Source organism: Haloarcula salina (assembly GCF_049603855.1).
In the GTDB taxonomy this organism is placed as follows: Archaea; Halobacteriota; Halobacteria; order Halobacteriales; family Haloarculaceae; genus Haloarcula; species Haloarcula salina_A.
Window position 1 is genome coordinate 227,801 of the sequence record NZ_CP187148.1, and the last position, 15,799, is coordinate 243,599.

Here is a 15,799-nt window from a genome sequence, read left to right on the forward strand (position 1 = left end):
GGTTCTCTGCACTGAGTCCGGCGCACCGAGATGATTAATTGGGGAAGATATAAATAGAGGGACAATGACGTTCCATACTGTATGCCCCAGAAAAGTCGACGCAGTTTCATCGAACAGCTCGGACTACTTGGCGGAGCCGGCGCAGTCACGTCGCTCGCGGGCTGCTCCGGCGGTGACGGCGGCTCGGACGGCGGCGACGGAAGCACCGGGTCGGGCGGCACTGGCACGTCCGGCGACGGGAGTTCCGGCGGCGAGAGTCAATCGATGCTCATCGGGAGCGTCTTCCCCAGCGGTCACGTCATTAACGAGATGGCCCAGTCGTGGGCGGAAACCGTCGCCGAGGAGACGGACGACCGCGTCTCCATCACCATCGAACCGGCCTTCGGCGGGGAGTCCGAAGTCATGGAACAGACCCGCATCGGCTCGATCGACGGGACGATCATCGGCACTCGCTGGGTCATCGACTACGACCCGAAGAACTTCTGGGTCGAGTCCCCGTTCGTCTTCGAGAGCTGGGAACAACAGAAGCGCGCGTTCCAGACGGACTTCTTTGACGACGGCCGACAGCGCCTCCGAGAGGAAGGGAACCAGCGCCTCGTCGGGCCGCCGGTCTACCGCGGCTACCGACACACGTCCGGGAAGCAGGGCTACGAGACGCCCGCCGACATCGAAGGAGCGAACCTCCGGGTGCCGGACCTCTCGCCGTGGGTCAACATCTGGGAGGGCATCGGCGCCAGCCCGACGACCGTCGCGTTCGACGAACTGTACAGCGCGCTCCAGCAGGGCGTCGTCGACGCGCAGGAGAACCCCGCCGAGACCGTCCTCTCCGCGTCGCTGTACGAGGTCCAGAGTCACTACACGCTGACCCAGCATCTGGCCTCGACCGGCTGGTTCACACTCAACACCGACACCTTCGGCTCGCTGTCGGACGACGACCAGACGGTCGTCACGGAGACGCTCACCGAGAACATCCAGAGCCTCAGCAGCGACATCCAGGAGTCGGAGTCGCAGGCCATCGACGAACTCGAAAGTAACGGCATGAACATCGTCGAGCCCGATCGAGAGGCGTGGCTCTCTGCGGCCCAGGAGCCGCTCCGCGCCCAGTTCGAAGCGAGCTGGGAGCCCTCGCTTGAAGAAGTGCGAAACATTTGAGAGCGTTCCCCAGACATACAACGCATGGCCACAAACGACACCGCCGCGTCACTCGCCCGCTACTTCGACGGTGGAGTCAGGGCGCTCGCACTCGCACTGTACGGGCTGATGATCTTTGTCGTGGGACTCCAGATCCTGACGCGGTGGGTACTGGGCTCGTTCATCGGGAGCAGTCTGCCGTGGACCGTCAATCTCTCACAGATGCTCCTCGTCTACGTTACCTTCGTCGGAGCCGCCGTTGCCAGTGGGAAGCGCGAACACATCTCGCTCGACCTGCTCGTCTCGCGGCTCTCGGACCGGACGATCCGGGTGCTGACCGGCCTTCGGACGTTCCTCATCCTCGTGTTCGTGGGCGTCCTCGTCTCCGGCGCGTACCCGCTGTACCTGCAGAACCGGGGTTCGGTCATCGGCGCGCTGCCGACCCATCCCCCGTTCACCCAGGCGTGGTTGTACGTCCCGGTCGTCGTGGGCGGACTCATCATCGCCGTCTACGGCCTCCGCGACCTGTACCAGGTCGTGGTCGCACCCGACGCCATCCTCGAGGACCTGAAGGGGGACGACCATGAGTAATGGACGGCTCGGCGTCCACCGCGCCGAGATGGAGGTGAGCGCCTGATGGCCGACATCGTGCTCCTCACGCTGTTCGTCGGCGTCCTGCTCGCGCTCTACCTGTTCGAGACTCCGGTCGTCTACGCGCTGGGCCTGACGAGCCTGATCCTCATGTGGACGACTTCGATCCCGTTCGAACCGCTCCTCGTCGCCCAGACGATGGTCAGCGGGAGCAACTCGTTCGTCCTGCTCGCCATCCCGCTGTTCCTTCAGACCGGGCTCCTGATGAACGCGCTCGGGCTCACCGACGTGATCTTCGACTTCGCGAAGGCGCTCGTCGGCCCGATCCGCGGCGGGCTGGCGCACGTCAACATCATCGCGAGCATCATCTTCTCCGGCATGACCGGCACGGCCGCGGCGGACGCGGCCGGACTGGGCGCGATCGAGTACCGCGCGATGCGCGAGGAGGGCTACGACGAGGGGTTCAGCGTCGCCGTGACCGGCTCCTCGTCGATCATCGGGCCGATAATCCCGCCGAGCGTCCCGCTGATCATCTACGGCGTCATCGCGCAGGTGTCCATCGGGACCCTGTTCATCGCCGGCCTCGTTCCGGGGCTCATCATGGGCGTCGGACTGATGATTCTGTGTGCCATCTACGCGAACCGACGCGGCTACGACCGCGGCGACTGGTGGTCCGTCGGCGAGATCGGTCGGACCGCCTACCGGGCGCTCCCCGCCCTGGGAACGCCGATTCTCATTATCGGCGGGATCCTCGGCGGACTCTTCACCGCGACCGAAGCGGGCGCGGTCGCGCTGTTCTACACGCTCCTGATCGGGACGCTCTTCTACGACGCCCTCACGCTGGATCAGGTCATCGAGAGCTTCGAGGACGGCATGACGCGCACGGCCTCACTCACGTTCATCGTCGCCGCCGCCTCGCTGTACGGGTTCCTCATCCGGCGCGCGCAGCTGCCGGAGGTGCTCGCCGAGGCGGTCACGACGGTCTCGACGGACCCGCTCGTCATCCTGCTGCTGATCGCCGGCGTGCTGTTCGTCGTCGGCCTGATGCTGGAGACCATCGCGGCGATCACCATCCTCACGCCCGTCTTCCTCCCCATCATCGAGCAGACGGCGATCAGTCCCATCCACTTCGGCGTCGTGATGATCATCACGCTGATGATCGGGCTGCTGACGCCGCCGTTCGGCGTCATCCTGTTCGTCCTCAACGCCGTCACTGGCGTCTCTCTCGAACGGATCACGAAGAACATGATCCCGTTCTACGTCCCGCTGCTCGTCGCGCTCGTCCTGGCCATCGTCTTCCCGGGCGTCGTGCTGTGGCTCCCGCGCGTGATGGGACTCGCCTGACGCTCTGAAGTTTCTCCTTTCCCTCTCGACCGGACAACCGTAAGAGTAACAGGTTGGGTCGTGGATACTCACATCGTATGAGCGAAACAGCAGCGCAGACTGTCAGTGTGGCGGACAAATCGGCCGTCGTCATCGGCGGGACGAGCGGTATCGGTCGGGCGATCGCGCTCGCGTTCGCGGACGACGGGGCCGACGTGGTCGCGACGAGCCGTGACGAGGACGCCGTCGAGGAAGCGGCCGCGGAGTTGCGCGAGCGCGGTGCCGAGACCACGGCGGTCACCTGCGACGTTCGCGATATGGACTCCATCGAGCGGCTGTACGAGGAGGCGTCGGCCGCGCTGGGGGACATCGACGTGCTGGTGAACTCCGCCGGCTCCGTCGGGCGTGGGTCCGTCACGGAACTGAGCATGGACGACTGGGAACTCGACATCGACACGAACCTGACCGGCGTCTTCCGCGCGTGCAAGGTCTTCGGCCGGGAGATGGAGGCGGGGAGCATCGTCAACATCTCGTCCATGTCGGCCGGGCAGGCCCGCGAGGAGCGACCGGCGTACTGCGCGGCCAAGAGCGGCGTCAACGGTCTCACGCGGGCCGCAGCGGCCGACCTCGGCCCCGAGATCCGCGTCAACGCCATCGAACCGGGCTTCGTCGTCACGCCGCTGGCCGGCGACGCCTTCGAAGAAGGGACGGACCTCCGCGCCCAGATCGACGACCGGACGCCGATGGAGCGAGTCGCAGCGCCCGAGGAAATCGCCGGTGCCGCCGTGTATCTCGCCAGCGACGCGGCGTCGTTCACCACCGGCGAGATGATCACGGTCGACGGCGGCTACGACGACAGTTCGCTATAGCTCGTCGCTGACCCGCACGACGCCCTTGACGCTCTCGGGGTCGGCCGCATCGTCGAACGCCGCCTGCGTCTCGTCGAAGCCGCGCTCGAAGCTCACGATCCCGTCAACGTCGAAGCGGCCGGTCCGAATGCCCTCGATAGCGTCCGGGTAGGTGTTGCTGAATCGGAACGACCCGCGGAAGTCGTACTCGTCGCCGATGAGCCCGACCACGTCGGTCGGCAGCGAAGCGTCGATGGGAACCCCGACGAACACGACGTCGCCGCCGCGCGTGACCGCGTCGGTGGTCGTCTCGATGGCGACCTCGGCACCCGAACTCTCGATGGCGACGTCGACGCCGTTCTCGTGGACCTCCTCGTGGATCACGTCGACCGGGTCGTCTGTGGTGACGTCGACGCCGAAGTCGACGCCCCGTTCTTCGGCGAGTCGGACCTTCTCGGCGACGACGTCCGTCAGGACGAGCGGCCCCGCGCCTCGCGCCATCGCGACCTCGGCGACCAGCTGTCCGATGGGGCCGCCGCCGGTCACGAGCACGGAGTCCCCGTCGGAGACGCCGGCGCGCTCGCAGGCGTGCATGGCGACACTCAGCGGTTCGACCAGCGCGCCCTCGCGGAGCGAGACGGACTCCGGGAGCGGGTAGACGTACCGCGCCGGCCAGGCGACGTACTCGACGAGCGCGCCGTCTGTCGGCGGCGACGACATGTACTCCATGTCCTCACACAGGTGGTACGTGTCCTCGTTCTCGCAGTACGCGCAGTCTTCGCAGGGGAGTCCGGGCTCGATGGCCACGCGGTCGGACGCGGCCACTCCGCTCACGTCGTCGCCGACTTCGACGACAGTCCCGGCAGACTCGTGGCCGAGGACGTGGGGAAAGTCCACGACGTTCCCGCTGTTCTCCCCGTTCTGGTAGTAGTGGATGTCCGATCCGCAGATACCCACGCGGTCGATACGGACCAGAACCTCGTCCGCTTCGATACTCGGTCGCTCTCGCTCGACGTGGGAGAATTCACCCACGGCTGAGAGTTCACAGGCTCGCATACTAATCGGTTCAGCGAACTCGTACTTACCGTTTGTGGTGGCTGTCATCGGAACCGCCGTCGAGAACTTCAATTCAGCGGGATCTTCCACACAGAAAGGAGATAGGATGGGGCGTCATATGATTGAAGATTGGACTTATGTCCATACTTAGTTGATACTAATTCCAAGAGTAGCCATTTTGATCTGTAATTAGCGTAGGAGAGGGCGGATCTAGAATATTAAACACAGATAGTCTAATAGTGCGTATGATTGAGGCCACATTCGATGGAAATGGTTCTTTCATCGCAGCTATCGCTGGTGTCGACGAATCGAGACTACTCCGCCGGCTGCAACAGGAGCCACCGGCGCTTCATCCTCGTTTGCCGAGACCGATTCGGGCCCCGACCGCGAACAGCAGCGCTGTTACCCACGGTCATCGCGCTCGCGCCGTTCGGGACGCTGGCGCTCTTGCTGGTGGCAGTGACCGGGAGGCTCCGTCGACGGACCCGCCCGTCCACCTGTTGACGACGGCGATCGACCTGCTCGTCGTACGGACTGTCGTTGCCGACGTTCACCCGGTATCTGCCATGTAGATGTGCCGGCTTTCGCTGGAGGGGGCTAAACAATTAGCCAGAACAATCAATCGGTGAGCCGGGTAACACGGAAACAGGCACCGGCCCATGTCCACTTTCGGTGCCTATCCGCCACCCCCAACCTACCACCCAGTGTCGGGCTGTCCCGGCACTGTCCCTTCGAATACCGGTCCCCCGTCGCGATTCTGTTGATCGGTCTGACTGGCCTTTCGTATCTCGTCCGACCCCCGTCGAACCAGCGCTCAGCGCAGGGTCGCCAATGAGTCACGTTACGCGTCGCTGACAACGTTCTCGCTACGCCCGACCCACACTCCTGTCGCTCAGAGACGGTAACTGAAAGAACGAATTGCCATCCATCGCTACGAACGACGGACGAACTCAATCGTTATTTGCGGACGAGATTCGTCGCGCGGGGCCCCTTCGGGGACGACTCGATGTCGAACTCGACTTCCTGCCCTTCTTCGAGGTCCGGCCCGCCGACGTCCTCCATGTGGAAGAACACGTCCTCGTCGTCGTCAACCTCGTCGTCGTCAGTCGAAATGAACCCGTAGCCGCCTGTGTCGTTGAAGAAATCAACCTTACCGTTTGCCATTACAAACAACTGTAGTCGGCTTTGGCGGATAACACTTCCGAGGGTCGGGTTACCACGACCGGCCGGCGGAGACACACCTGAAAGATCGGTCGCGAGTACACCTCGATCGGAGGCCCCGACGTAGTTCGATTTCGGAGGCAGATATTTACCGTGTGGTCACCAGGTGTGACATGCATCGCCATGAAACCGTGTCACAGCTGTCAGACGGTCATCGACGAGTATCTCCTGGATAAACAACTCGAACCCCTGCGTGAACTCACAGCTGACGACTTCAACATCTGCGCGGACTGCGCGACCATCGTCCCGAATGCGTGCGTGAAGTGCGGCGATGCGGTGTACGTTCCCCGAAGCGAATCGATCACTCCCGACTACTGCCCGGCGTGTCGGTCTGACCTTATCGACCGCACTGGCCACGACCCAAGCTGGACGCGTGGCAACCGGTCCACCTGAACGGCGCCCCCGCTCGAACATTTTTTGGAGGCCTCACCGTCCGATAGGCGCTCGTCGCGATCATCGACCCGATCGCCCGGCGGCGATGGGACCGGTGTGTAACTCGCTTCACTTGGTACGATAGCTTGCGGCGATGGAGAGCGTACTGCAAGTTCTCGAGGGAGCCTCGACTGCGCCACGTGCTGGGAATCGCAACAGCTATCTGAGTGTATGTTCAATCAATCAGTTATGAGCCAACAGACAGACCGACTGGAGCGGTTGATCGCCGATCAAGAGGGCGAGTGTTGCGCCAGCGATATCGAAGGCCGAGTTGCAACGCTCAAGCGTCACGTGAGCGATTTCCCGGCAGACAGCGCTCGGGATCAGGCGGCACTCAAGGCGCTCAGTAACGACACTCGCTACACGATCGTTCGGCTCCTGATCGCTGCCGACCGCGAGCTGTGCGTCTGTGAAATTACGCCTGTCGTCGATGTCAGCGACAGCGCGGTGAGTCACGCGCTCTCGGATCTGTACGAGACAGGTCTCGTCTCGCGCCGCAAGGACGGAACCTGGCGATACTACGAAGCGACCGACCGGGCGGTCGCCCTCACGGACGCACTCGACGAGACCAGGGAGAGCGCACGATGAGTCAGGCTCCGATTCGAGTGGCGTTCATGTGCGTCCAGAACGCTGGGCGAAGCCAGATGTCGACCGCCTTCGCCGAACAGGAACGACGAGAGCGAGGGCTGGAAGACGAGGTCGAAATCCGCACTGGTGGGACCCACCCCGCGGACCACGTCCACGACGTCGTCGTCGAAGTAATGGCCGAGGACGGGTTCGACCTGTCCGACCGGACCCCGCGTGAGATCACGACAGCGGAACTCGAATCCTGTGCGTACGTGGCGACGATGGGCTGCTCGACGCTCGAACTCGACGCCGACGACACGGCGGTCGACGTTCGAGACTGGGCACTCGACGACCCCGATGGAAAAGACCTCGACGAGGTGCGTGCAATCCGTGACGAGATCCGACGGCGAGTACGTGCGCTCTTCGACGAGGTCGAACAGGAGGTGGCCCAGGATGTCTGATTCGGAGCCGACGGCGACCGACGAGTCACTCGACCCGGCGACGCAACGGCGGATCGTCCGTGAACGGTACGCGCGGATTGCGACGGAAACCGAGGCGGAAGCGGACGGGCGCGACTCCTCGGATAGCTGTTGCACCGACGGTACCACCGAGTCGGAGGGCACCGCCGAGACGGCGACGCAACTGGGCTACTCGACGGCGGCGGTCGAGAGCGTCGACGGCGAGGCGAACCTCGGGCTCGGCTGTGGGAACCCACACGCACTCGCGTCGATATCCGAGGGCGAGACGGTCCTGGACCTCGGTTCCGGGGCTGGCTTCGACTGCTTCCTCGCGGCGCAGGAAGTGGGTCAGTCGGGCCGGGTTATCGGGGTCGATATGACGCCGGAAATGGTCGAAAAGGCACGCGAGAACGCCGCGAAAAACGAGAGCGAGAACGTCGACTTCCGGCTGGGCGAGATCGAACACCTCCCGGTCGCAGACGAGAGCGTCGACGTCGTCATCTCGAACTGCGTGATCAATCTCTCCCCGAACAAGCCGCGGGTGTTCCGGGAGTCGTTTCGAGCGCTTCGACCCGGTGGCCGACTCGCCGTCTCGGACGTGGTCGTCACCGCCGACGTGCCGGCGGGACTCCGTGCCGACCCCGATTCTGTTGCCGCCTGTGTCGCCGGAGCGTCCACCATCGACCGCCTCCGAGAGATGCTCGACGACGCCGGTTTCGAACAGGTAGACATCGCCCCGAAAGACGACAGTGACCGATTCATCCGTGAGTGGGACGACGAACACGACGTGAGCGACTTCCTCGTCGCGGCGAACATCACTGGCCGGAAACCGGAGTAACCACCGATGAGTGCCGTCGATACCCACGAACACGGACCGAACTGTGGCTGTGAGAGTTGCGGCGATCCGCAGTCGATGGACGTCCTCGATAAGTACCTCACCGTCTGGATCTTCAGTGCGATGGCGGTCGGCGTCGGACTCGGGTTCGTCGCCCCCTCCGTGACCAGACCGATTCAGGACCTCCACCTCGTCGAGATCGGACTGATTCTAATGATGTATCCGCCGTTGGCGAAGGCGGACTACTCGCGTCTCCCGACCGTGTTCAGCAACTGGCGCGTCCTCGGGCTGAGCCTGATCCAGAACTGGGTCATCGGGCCGACCCTCATGGTCGGGCTCGCAATCGTCTTCTTCAGCGGACTCGTTCCCGGCCTGCCGGCACGCCCCGAATACTTCCTCGGACTCGTCTTCATCGGGATGGCTCGCTGTATCGCGATGGTGCTCGTCTGGAACGAACTCGCCGAGGGCTCGACCGAGTACGTGACCGGGCTCGTCGCGTTCAACAGCCTCTTCCAGATTCTCACGTATGGCGTGTACGTCTGGTTCTTCGGGCTGGTCCTGCCCCCGTTGCTCGGCATGGAGACGCTCGTCGCCGGGATTCAGACGTTCGACGTCACGCCGATGCAGGTCTTCCAGGCCATCGTTATCTTCCTCGGAATTCCGTTCGTCGGTGGGTTCTTGACTCGGTACGTCGGCATCCGGGCGAAGGGTGAGCAGTGGTACGAGGACGTGCTCGTTCCGAAAATCGACCCGCTGACGCTGGTCGCGCTGCTGTTCACGGTGATCGTCATGTTCGCCACGCAGGGCGAAACCATGGTCGCGTCACCCGGGGACGTGCTCTTGATCGCCGTGCCGCTGACGATCTACTTCGTCGTGATGTTCCTGGTGAGCTTCGGCATGGGTCGGGGGATCGGTGCGGATTACTCGACGACGACCGCCGTCGGATTCACCGCCGCCTCGAACAACTTCGAGCTGGCGATCGCCGTCGCCGTCGCGGTGTTCGGCGTGGGTTCGGGCGTGGCGTTTACCACGGTCGTCGGCCCGTTGATCGAAGTTCCGGTGCTGCTGGCGTTAGTCAACGTCGCGCTGTATTTCCAGCGGCGGTTGGACTGGGGTGAGACGACCCGGAGCGGGCAGACTGCGTCTTCGTCACGGCCCGTTCCCGGCGAAGAGTAAGCGCTGGCAGCGCGATCTGCGTCTTTCAGTCGCCGCCAGACACGCGGCTCGTGTGTCGTTCGCCGTGGTCATCCTCGAAGCTGTCGTTCCGTTTGCCGCCGAACTGGCGGTCGTCGAGCACGTCCCCCGGAGCCGGTTCGAAACACCGTCGGCCGAGTAGTGAAAGGATTTAATTAGAAATACTCTGTAAATCTGATATGGTCCTCGCAAGCACCCTCTCCGACAAGCGTGTGGTCAGTTCAGATGGCCGTGAAGTCGGAAACGTCCACAACGTGATAATTAACCCCGAATCGGGTTCCCTCCAGACACTCGTCATCGATACCGAACGGCCGGAGGTCTTCGGTATCGAGGCCAACGAAAACGGTCGCGTCAAGCTCCCAGCGGCTGTGCTCGAGACGGTCGAAGATCACCTGATCATCTCGCCGCCGGCTTGACCCCGAACGACGGTCGCCAACCGTCAGCCTCCCGTTAGAGTACAGGGTCGCTAGCGACTCGATCGTCCATACGCCGGGTCGCTATCAGTTGCTAGTCCAATTATCTAATACTTTATATACCCATTAATCATACTCAAACGCCGTTTTCTAGCACGAGATGGGCATTCTGCCGGCGGGAGTTCCGGCCATCATACATAAACTAAGTTTATTTGATAAGATAGATATCAAATATGGTTTTCACAGAGTCGTGCTTATTATTCCCGTCTGTGAACTGGGAGCCATGTCGGAAACCTCACGAGAACGGCGCGACCGGTCTGGCGAGAAAGACCGGCCGAGCGACGGAGCAACCGAATACCAATCTGCGGGCAGTATCCACCCTACAGCCGAGATCGAAGACGAGACGGAACGCCTGCGCTACGAGCGGGATCACTGGCGCGGCCTCTTCGAGCAAGTGGTAGAGGAGTTCCCACAGTTCGGTTTCATCATCGATAGCGACGAGCAGATCGCGTACTACAATTCCGCGGCCGAAGCGGTGCTCGGGTTCCAGAAAGAGGACGTGCTCGGGGAGTGGGTCTACGACGCGTTCCCGATTCCGGAGCACGAGGAGACGTTCGCACAGACCGTGGCCGGCGAGGGGTCGTCCCGACGCGAATCCGGATACCGACAGATTCCGACCGCCCACGGCGAGAAGTGGGTCCGGTCGAGCGGCGTTCCGCTTCGAAATCCCGACGGGGAGATCATCGGCGGGTTCGAGACGACGACCGACGTGACGGCCCTGGTCGAACAACAGCAGACGATCACCGACGCGCAAGAGCAGGTCTCAGAGGAGGTCTCGACCAGCACTGAACGAGCAGCACAAGCGACAGAACGCGTCGAGGAAGCCATCGAAACCGCCGACGAACTAGCCAGCGAGCAGACCGACAACATGGAGGAGGTCGCGAGTGAGGTCGGATCACTCTCGGCGACTGTCGAGGAGATCGCCTCCTCGGCGAAGGAGATCAACGACCGGTCCGAGGAGGCGGAACAACTCGCAGTCGAGAGCACCGAAGCTGGGAGCGACGCCGTGGACCGGATGGAAGACATCGCGGAGCGAAGCGACGACGTGGCCACGAAGACGCACACGCTCGCCGAACAGGTCTCCGAGATCGAAGACATCGTCGACGTGATCAACGACATCGCCGACCAGACCAACATGCTCGCGCTCAACGCCAACATCGAGGCTGCCCGCGCCGGCGAACGGGGGAGCGGGTTCGCCGTCGTCGCTGACGAGGTGAAATCTCTCGCCAACGAGGTGCAGTCCGAGTCCAAGCACATCGAGCAGATCATCAGCCAGACCCGCTCGGACGCCGACGAAACCATCGAGAGCATCGAATCCGTGACCGAGGAACTCCGCAACAGCACCGAGGCGATCCGCGACCTCGTCGAGAACCAGCAGGAGATCGTCGACGTCGTGAACGACGCCTCCACCGGTATGGAGGACATCGCCGAGGCGACCGACGATCAGGCCGTCCGGACGGAGGAAGTGGCGAGCATGGTCGACGCCGCGAGCGACCGGGCCCAGCAGGTCGCAGACGAGGTCGAGACCATCGCCGCCGTCAACGAGGAACAGGCCGGTCTCGTCTCCGATATCCAGGGAGCTATCGCGGACCTCGAAGCGACCGTCGAACAGATTGATACGACCAGCGCGGACGAGGGAGCCGTCATCGAACGCGTGGACAAGACCGGATAGAGGGAATACACCTACATTTCCGAGACTAAGTAAGATATATACACGTAGATCGCGCTTTGAGATTGGTTTTGGTCCCAGATATACAATATTTCGTATCGGGATTCGAGATTGTCGTTATATATAACCAGCCATCGTTCTTATTCAGATAGGTAGGCGGTCACTCCGGCTCGATACGTCGCTGATAGCGTTGTCGACGAGCGAAACCGGCCTATGTCGGAATTAGATCGCAGGGCGATCCAGTCAGTCAGCCAGCGATAACCGGGCCGACGACGGTGAGCGAGACCGGAACCCGTTGCCGAGCACAATAGTTATACGAGCCGGCGTGGATTCAAAAACGTATGTCGAGCGAAGTTAGCGTCAGCGGTGGCGAGACTATCGATCGGATCTCAGAGAACATCTACGGCCACTTCGCCGAGCACCTCGGCCGATGTATCTACGGCGGGATTTGGGTCGGTGACGACGACCGGGTCGAGACGGAAGACGGCATCCGAATGGACACCGTCGAACTGCTCCGGGAACTCGAAATGCCCGTCCTGCGCTGGCCGGGCGGCTGTTTCGCGGACGACTATCACTGGGAGGACGGCGTCGGCCCACGAGACGAGCGTCCGCGCCGCCGGAACCTCTGGTGGACACAGGGTCGCGACAACGTCCCCGAGGAGTCGAACGCGTTCGGGACAGACGAGTTCCTGCACCTCTGTCAGCTCCTCGAGACCGACCCGTACATCGCGGTCAACGTCGGGTCCTCCACGCCCCAGGAGGCCCTCGACTGGATCGAGTACTGCAACTACGACGGCGACACGGAACTGACAGAGCGCCGGCGTGAGAACGGCCAGGAAGAGCCCTACGGAGTGAAGTACTGGGGCATCGGGAACGAGAACTGGGGCTGTGGCGGCCGGTTCGCGCCGGACGAGTACGCCGACGAGTACCGCCGCTTCGCGAACTACTTCAACGGCTTCGACAACCTGATGAACGCCGACTCGACGGAGTTCATCGCCTGCGGTCACCTCACCGACGACTGGAACCGTGTCTTCTTCGAGAACCTCAACGGCGGCATGGAGTTCGGTCCCGGGACCTTCCTCGGGATGGGGTCCCCGTTCAATCTGCTCGACCACTTCTCGGTCCACCGCTACTACCAGGCCGGCGGCGACGTCGACTTCTCCGACGACCAGTACTACAAGATGTTCGCGCGAGCCGAGAAGATCGCGGGCGACATCGACCGGGCCGCAGAGACCATCTCGGACTTCGTCCCGAAGGACGAGGTCGGCATCATCGTCGACGAGTGGGGTGCATGGCATCCCGAAGCGACCAACGACAACGGTCTCGAACAGGAGAACACCGTCCGGGACGCGGTGGCGACGGCCGGCGTCCTCGACCTCATCCACGACCGCGCTGACGTCGTCTCGATGGCGAACATCGCCCAGACCGTCAACGTCCTGCAGTGTCTCGTCCAGACCGACGAGGAGGACGCGTGGCGCACCCCGACGTTCCGCGTGTTCGAACTCTACGAGAACCACGTGGGCCAGACCGCGCTGGAGACGAGCGTCGACACCGACGTGGAGTCGTTCGAGGAAGAGGACCACGACGTGCCGATGGTCTCGGCGTCCGCCTCGAAGGGCGACGGCGAACTGTTCGTCACGGCGTCGAACCGCCGTCACGACGAGACGGAGACGATTACCGTCGACGTCGGATCGGACGCGTCCGTTGAGTCGGCCACCGTGCTGTTCGACGGCAAGGACATCCGGGAGTACTCGACGAAGGACAACGCCGAATCCTTCGAGGGGTCGAACCTGTCCGTCGACGACGAGGGCGACGGCACGGTCACGTTCGACGCGCCGCCGGCTTCTGTCGTCGGTCTGACGCTCACGGAGTAACGCAGCCGCCACCTTTCATTTTCAAGCTGACAGCAGGGGTACAGTTATTGTAGTGGCGTGTGAACACGTGACTGCGTTATGAGTGACCGCGATTCCACTAGTCAGCATAGCCGCCGGAAGTACCTCGCCGCTCTCGGGGCCGTCGGGGTCGGTGCCGTCGGGTCCGCCGGGGTCCTCGCGGGCCGCGGACGCAAGGACGAACAGACTGACGTCGAGGGAACACTGTACTCGCCCCCGTCGGGAGCGCCCGCGCCCGGGTCGCTGTATCCGCGCGTCACACGTCTGAAGCACGGCCCGGGGAAGGGCGGCGAGAAGCAGTTGCTCGCGACCTTCGAGTACTATCCGTCGATGAGCGGCGGGTCGGAGCCGTACTTCCCCGTCTACCGGAGTACAGACGGTGGAGAGACCTGGTCGAAGTTCTCCGAGATTCACGACACGAGCGGGAAGGACTGGGGGCTTCGCTACCAGCCGACCCTGTTCGAACTCCCGCACGCGGTCGGTCCGTGGCCGGCCGGGACTGTCCTCGCCGCCGGCAACGCCATCCCGATACTCGACGATCCAGCAGACGTTCCCGAGGGAGAGATCGGCGAACTCGGCGAGACGAGCATCGACCTGTACGCCAGCACCGACCGGGGGGAGTCATGGGAGTTTGTGAGCACCGTCGTCACGGGCGGGACTGCAGTCCCCCACGAAGGGAACAGCCCGGTCTGGGAGCCGGAACTCGGGCTCGACGCCGACGGGAACCTCGTCTGTTACTTCGCCGACGAGCGACAGGGGAGCGACGACGACTACAACCAGTTGGTCGGGTACAAGGCCTCCGAGGACGGCGGCCAATCGTGGGGCGACGAACAGTTCGTGGCGGCCGTTCCGAACGAGACGTCGCGACCTGGGATGCCCGCGGTCACCCCGCTACCCAACGGCACCTACATGATAACCTACGAGGTCGTCGGACCAGACCACCTGTGGGGCGAAGTGCACGTCAAGACCTCGCCCGACGGGCGAGACTGGGGCGACCCGACCGACTTGGGGACCCTCGTCTCGACGGCCGACGGCCGGCGGTTCGTCAACGGCCCCTACGTCACGTGGACCAGCGCCGGCGGGAAAGACGGGACGATACTCGTCTCCGGGAAACAGCTCGTCGACGGGAACCGCGACCTCGCGGAGGGGAACGGCAAGGTCATCCTGGCGAACTCGAACCTCGACGGGAGCGGCGACTGGGAGCCGGTCGACGCCCCGCTATCCTTCGAGACGGAGAGCGAACTCGGCGGCCGAACGTTCGTCGGCTGGACGACGCCGCTGCTCCCCTCGCGACACGGCGACGAACTGCTCCAGCTGACCTCGACCGCGGCCAACTCGGAGCTGTGCGAGATCAGTTACGGTGTCGAGTCGCTAGATCTGGACGACTGACGGTCCCGCTACCGTCCGAACGTCGTCGAAAAGTCGTTTCTCCGATCCTCACCGACGACGGACGGCTCCTGTGAGACGGTCGCATCCGTTTCGTCACCGTCCGACGCGTCGCCCGTCGCGGCGACCAGTTCCGTGTGAAACGCCGCCGCGAGCGCGGGGAATACGAGTGGGAGTGCGATCGTCAGTGCCGCACTCACGACCAACAGCGTGCCGGTGACGATGCCGACGAGTACCGTCGCGACCGGATTCTCGACCGACCACCGGTAGCCGCCCGTGACGGCATCGACCGGGTCAGCACCGTCAGCGAGCGAGACGAACGCCAGGGCGAAGACGACCCAGGCGTGATACGCCAGATAGAATCCGACGGCACCGAGGACGCCCGCGAGGGGCGCGCCCGTTGCCGCGTACTGACCGAGATAGAGGACGGCGATGGCCGGGAACACGACCAACAGCCCGCTGAACAGGACCGCATCGAGCCAGTGGGCTCTGAGCGTCTCCCTGACCGCTCCGCGGTCGATCCGGCCGTCCTCACGGACCGACCGGACCGCGCTGTACGCGCCAAGCGTCGCCGGGCCGATGGTGACAAGCGGGAGGGACGCGAGGACCCACCCGACGCTGATCGCCACCATTGGCAGGGGGTGGCGATAGACCTGTCGGCCCGCGGTCGCGAGCGCGCGGTGAACGCCGACGGTGGCGTCCGCGGAGTCGCCGTCGCTCATG

Annotated in this window: 16 protein-coding genes; 13 read left to right on the forward strand and 3 right to left on the reverse strand. The window is 63.6% G+C overall.

What is annotated here, in order from left to right; translation table 11 throughout:
- The first annotated feature begins 81 nt into the window (after positions 1–81).
- From ACOZ4I_RS18415 to ACOZ4I_RS18430, 4 genes are all read left to right on the forward strand, one after another.
- On the forward strand, positions 82–1,152 hold the full coding sequence (locus ACOZ4I_RS18415; protein ID WP_424004876.1) for a TRAP transporter substrate-binding protein: 1,071 nt from the start codon (positions 82–84) through the stop codon (positions 1,150–1,152).
- A gap of 24 nt (positions 1,153–1,176) precedes the next feature.
- Positions 1,177–1,722, forward strand: a complete 546-nt coding sequence (locus tag ACOZ4I_RS18420) for a TRAP transporter small permease (protein WP_424004877.1) — start codon at positions 1,177–1,179, stop codon at positions 1,720–1,722.
- 45 nt (positions 1,723–1,767) lie between these two features.
- Positions 1,768–3,066 (forward strand): TRAP transporter large permease, encoded by a 1,299-nt coding sequence (locus ACOZ4I_RS18425; RefSeq protein WP_424004878.1) that lies wholly within the window; start codon positions 1,768–1,770, stop codon positions 3,064–3,066.
- 77 nt (positions 3,067–3,143) lie between these two features.
- Positions 3,144–3,914 carry an SDR family NAD(P)-dependent oxidoreductase gene (locus ACOZ4I_RS18430; protein WP_424004879.1) on the forward strand — a complete coding sequence of 257 codons (771 nt, stop codon included), beginning with the start codon at positions 3,144–3,146 and terminating at the stop codon, positions 3,912–3,914.
- Here ACOZ4I_RS18430 and ACOZ4I_RS18435 read toward each other — a convergent pair.
- Both ACOZ4I_RS18435 and ACOZ4I_RS18440 read right to left on the reverse strand, forming a co-directional pair.
- Positions 3,909–4,925, reverse strand: a complete 1,017-nt coding sequence (locus tag ACOZ4I_RS18435; RefSeq protein ID WP_424004880.1) for an NAD(P)-dependent alcohol dehydrogenase — start codon at positions 4,923–4,925, stop codon at positions 3,909–3,911. The two genes, ACOZ4I_RS18430 and ACOZ4I_RS18435, sit on opposite strands and share 6 nt — an antisense overlap.
- 981 nt (positions 4,926–5,906) lie before the next feature.
- Complete coding sequence (locus ACOZ4I_RS18440) at positions 5,907–6,113, reverse strand: cold-shock protein (RefSeq protein ID WP_424004881.1); 207 nt, start codon at positions 6,111–6,113, stop codon at positions 5,907–5,909.
- Between the two features lie 180 nt (positions 6,114–6,293).
- Between ACOZ4I_RS18440 and ACOZ4I_RS18445 the strand changes: the two genes are divergently transcribed.
- The 9 genes from ACOZ4I_RS18445 to ACOZ4I_RS18485 all read left to right on the forward strand — a co-directional run bounded on the left by ACOZ4I_RS18445 (position 6,294) and on the right by ACOZ4I_RS18485 (position 15,079).
- Positions 6,294–6,563: a DUF7571 family protein gene (locus ACOZ4I_RS18445; RefSeq protein WP_424005393.1), complete on the forward strand. Its 270-nt coding sequence runs from the start codon at positions 6,294–6,296 to the stop codon at positions 6,561–6,563.
- A gap of 228 nt (positions 6,564–6,791) precedes the next feature.
- A complete protein-coding gene (locus ACOZ4I_RS18450) occupies positions 6,792–7,190 on the forward strand; it encodes an ArsR/SmtB family transcription factor (RefSeq protein ID WP_424004882.1) in 399 nt (132 codons plus the stop codon).
- Complete coding sequence (locus tag ACOZ4I_RS18455) at positions 7,187–7,630, forward strand: low molecular weight phosphatase family protein (protein ID WP_424004883.1); 444 nt, start codon at positions 7,187–7,189, stop codon at positions 7,628–7,630. Before ACOZ4I_RS18450 ends, ACOZ4I_RS18455 begins: the two co-directional genes overlap by 4 nt.
- A complete protein-coding gene (gene arsM / locus ACOZ4I_RS18460; protein ID WP_424004884.1) occupies positions 7,623–8,465 on the forward strand; it encodes an arsenite methyltransferase in 843 nt (280 codons plus the stop codon). Before ACOZ4I_RS18455 ends, arsM begins: the two co-directional genes overlap by 8 nt.
- A gap of 6 nt (positions 8,466–8,471) precedes the next feature.
- A complete protein-coding gene (arsB, locus tag ACOZ4I_RS18465; RefSeq protein WP_424004885.1) occupies positions 8,472–9,638 on the forward strand; it encodes an ACR3 family arsenite efflux transporter in 1,167 nt (388 codons plus the stop codon).
- A gap of 197 nt (positions 9,639–9,835) precedes the next feature.
- Positions 9,836–10,072, forward strand: coding sequence for a PRC-barrel domain-containing protein (locus ACOZ4I_RS18470; protein ID WP_424004886.1), 237 nt, complete (start codon positions 9,836–9,838; stop codon positions 10,070–10,072).
- A 280-nt stretch (positions 10,073–10,352) separates the two neighbouring features.
- A complete protein-coding gene (locus ACOZ4I_RS18475) occupies positions 10,353–11,801 on the forward strand; it encodes a methyl-accepting chemotaxis protein (protein ID WP_424004887.1) in 1,449 nt (482 codons plus the stop codon).
- A 338-nt stretch (positions 11,802–12,139) separates the two neighbouring features.
- Complete coding sequence (locus tag ACOZ4I_RS18480; protein WP_424004888.1) at positions 12,140–13,672, forward strand: alpha-N-arabinofuranosidase; 1,533 nt, start codon at positions 12,140–12,142, stop codon at positions 13,670–13,672.
- Between the two features lie 78 nt (positions 13,673–13,750).
- Complete coding sequence (locus tag ACOZ4I_RS18485; protein WP_424004889.1) at positions 13,751–15,079, forward strand: sialidase family protein; 1,329 nt, start codon at positions 13,751–13,753, stop codon at positions 15,077–15,079.
- 8 nt (positions 15,080–15,087) lie between these two features.
- Here ACOZ4I_RS18485 and ACOZ4I_RS18490 read toward each other — a convergent pair whose 3' ends face one another.
- Positions 15,088–15,798, reverse strand: coding sequence for a hypothetical protein (locus tag ACOZ4I_RS18490; RefSeq protein ID WP_424004890.1), 711 nt, complete (start codon positions 15,796–15,798; stop codon positions 15,088–15,090).
- Position 15,799: the final 1 nt, after the last annotated feature.

What these genes read in the sequence shown, in the direction of transcription:
- ACOZ4I_RS18415 (WP_424004876.1), top strand. Translation starts at nt 82, where the DNA reads ATGCCCCAGAAAAGTCGACGCAGTTTCATCGAACAGCTCGGACTACTT.
- ACOZ4I_RS18420 (WP_424004877.1), top strand. Translation starts at nt 1,177, where the DNA reads ATGGCCACAAACGACACCGCCGCGTCACTCGCCCGCTACTTCGACGGT.
- ACOZ4I_RS18425 (WP_424004878.1), top strand. Translation starts at nt 1,768, where the DNA reads ATGGCCGACATCGTGCTCCTCACGCTGTTCGTCGGCGTCCTGCTCGCG.
- ACOZ4I_RS18430 (WP_424004879.1), top strand. Translation starts at nt 3,144, where the DNA reads ATGAGCGAAACAGCAGCGCAGACTGTCAGTGTGGCGGACAAATCGGCC.
- ACOZ4I_RS18440 (WP_424004881.1), bottom strand. Translation starts at nt 6,113, where the DNA reads ATGGCAAACGGTAAGGTTGATTTCTTCAACGACACAGGCGGCTACGGG.
- ACOZ4I_RS18445 (WP_424005393.1), top strand. Translation starts at nt 6,294, where the DNA reads ATGAAACCGTGTCACAGCTGTCAGACGGTCATCGACGAGTATCTCCTG.
- ACOZ4I_RS18450 (WP_424004882.1), top strand. Translation starts at nt 6,792, where the DNA reads ATGAGCCAACAGACAGACCGACTGGAGCGGTTGATCGCCGATCAAGAG.
- ACOZ4I_RS18455 (WP_424004883.1), top strand. Translation starts at nt 7,187, where the DNA reads ATGAGTCAGGCTCCGATTCGAGTGGCGTTCATGTGCGTCCAGAACGCT.
- arsM (WP_424004884.1), top strand. Translation starts at nt 7,623, where the DNA reads ATGTCTGATTCGGAGCCGACGGCGACCGACGAGTCACTCGACCCGGCG.
- arsB (WP_424004885.1), top strand. Translation starts at nt 8,472, where the DNA reads ATGAGTGCCGTCGATACCCACGAACACGGACCGAACTGTGGCTGTGAG.
- ACOZ4I_RS18470 (WP_424004886.1), top strand. Translation starts at nt 9,836, where the DNA reads ATGGTCCTCGCAAGCACCCTCTCCGACAAGCGTGTGGTCAGTTCAGAT.
- ACOZ4I_RS18475 (WP_424004887.1), top strand. Translation starts at nt 10,353, where the DNA reads ATGTCGGAAACCTCACGAGAACGGCGCGACCGGTCTGGCGAGAAAGAC.
- ACOZ4I_RS18480 (WP_424004888.1), top strand. Translation starts at nt 12,140, where the DNA reads ATGTCGAGCGAAGTTAGCGTCAGCGGTGGCGAGACTATCGATCGGATC.
- ACOZ4I_RS18485 (WP_424004889.1), top strand. Translation starts at nt 13,751, where the DNA reads ATGAGTGACCGCGATTCCACTAGTCAGCATAGCCGCCGGAAGTACCTC.
- ACOZ4I_RS18490 (WP_424004890.1), bottom strand. Translation starts at nt 15,798, where the DNA reads ATGAGCGACGGCGACTCCGCGGACGCCACCGTCGGCGTTCACCGCGCG.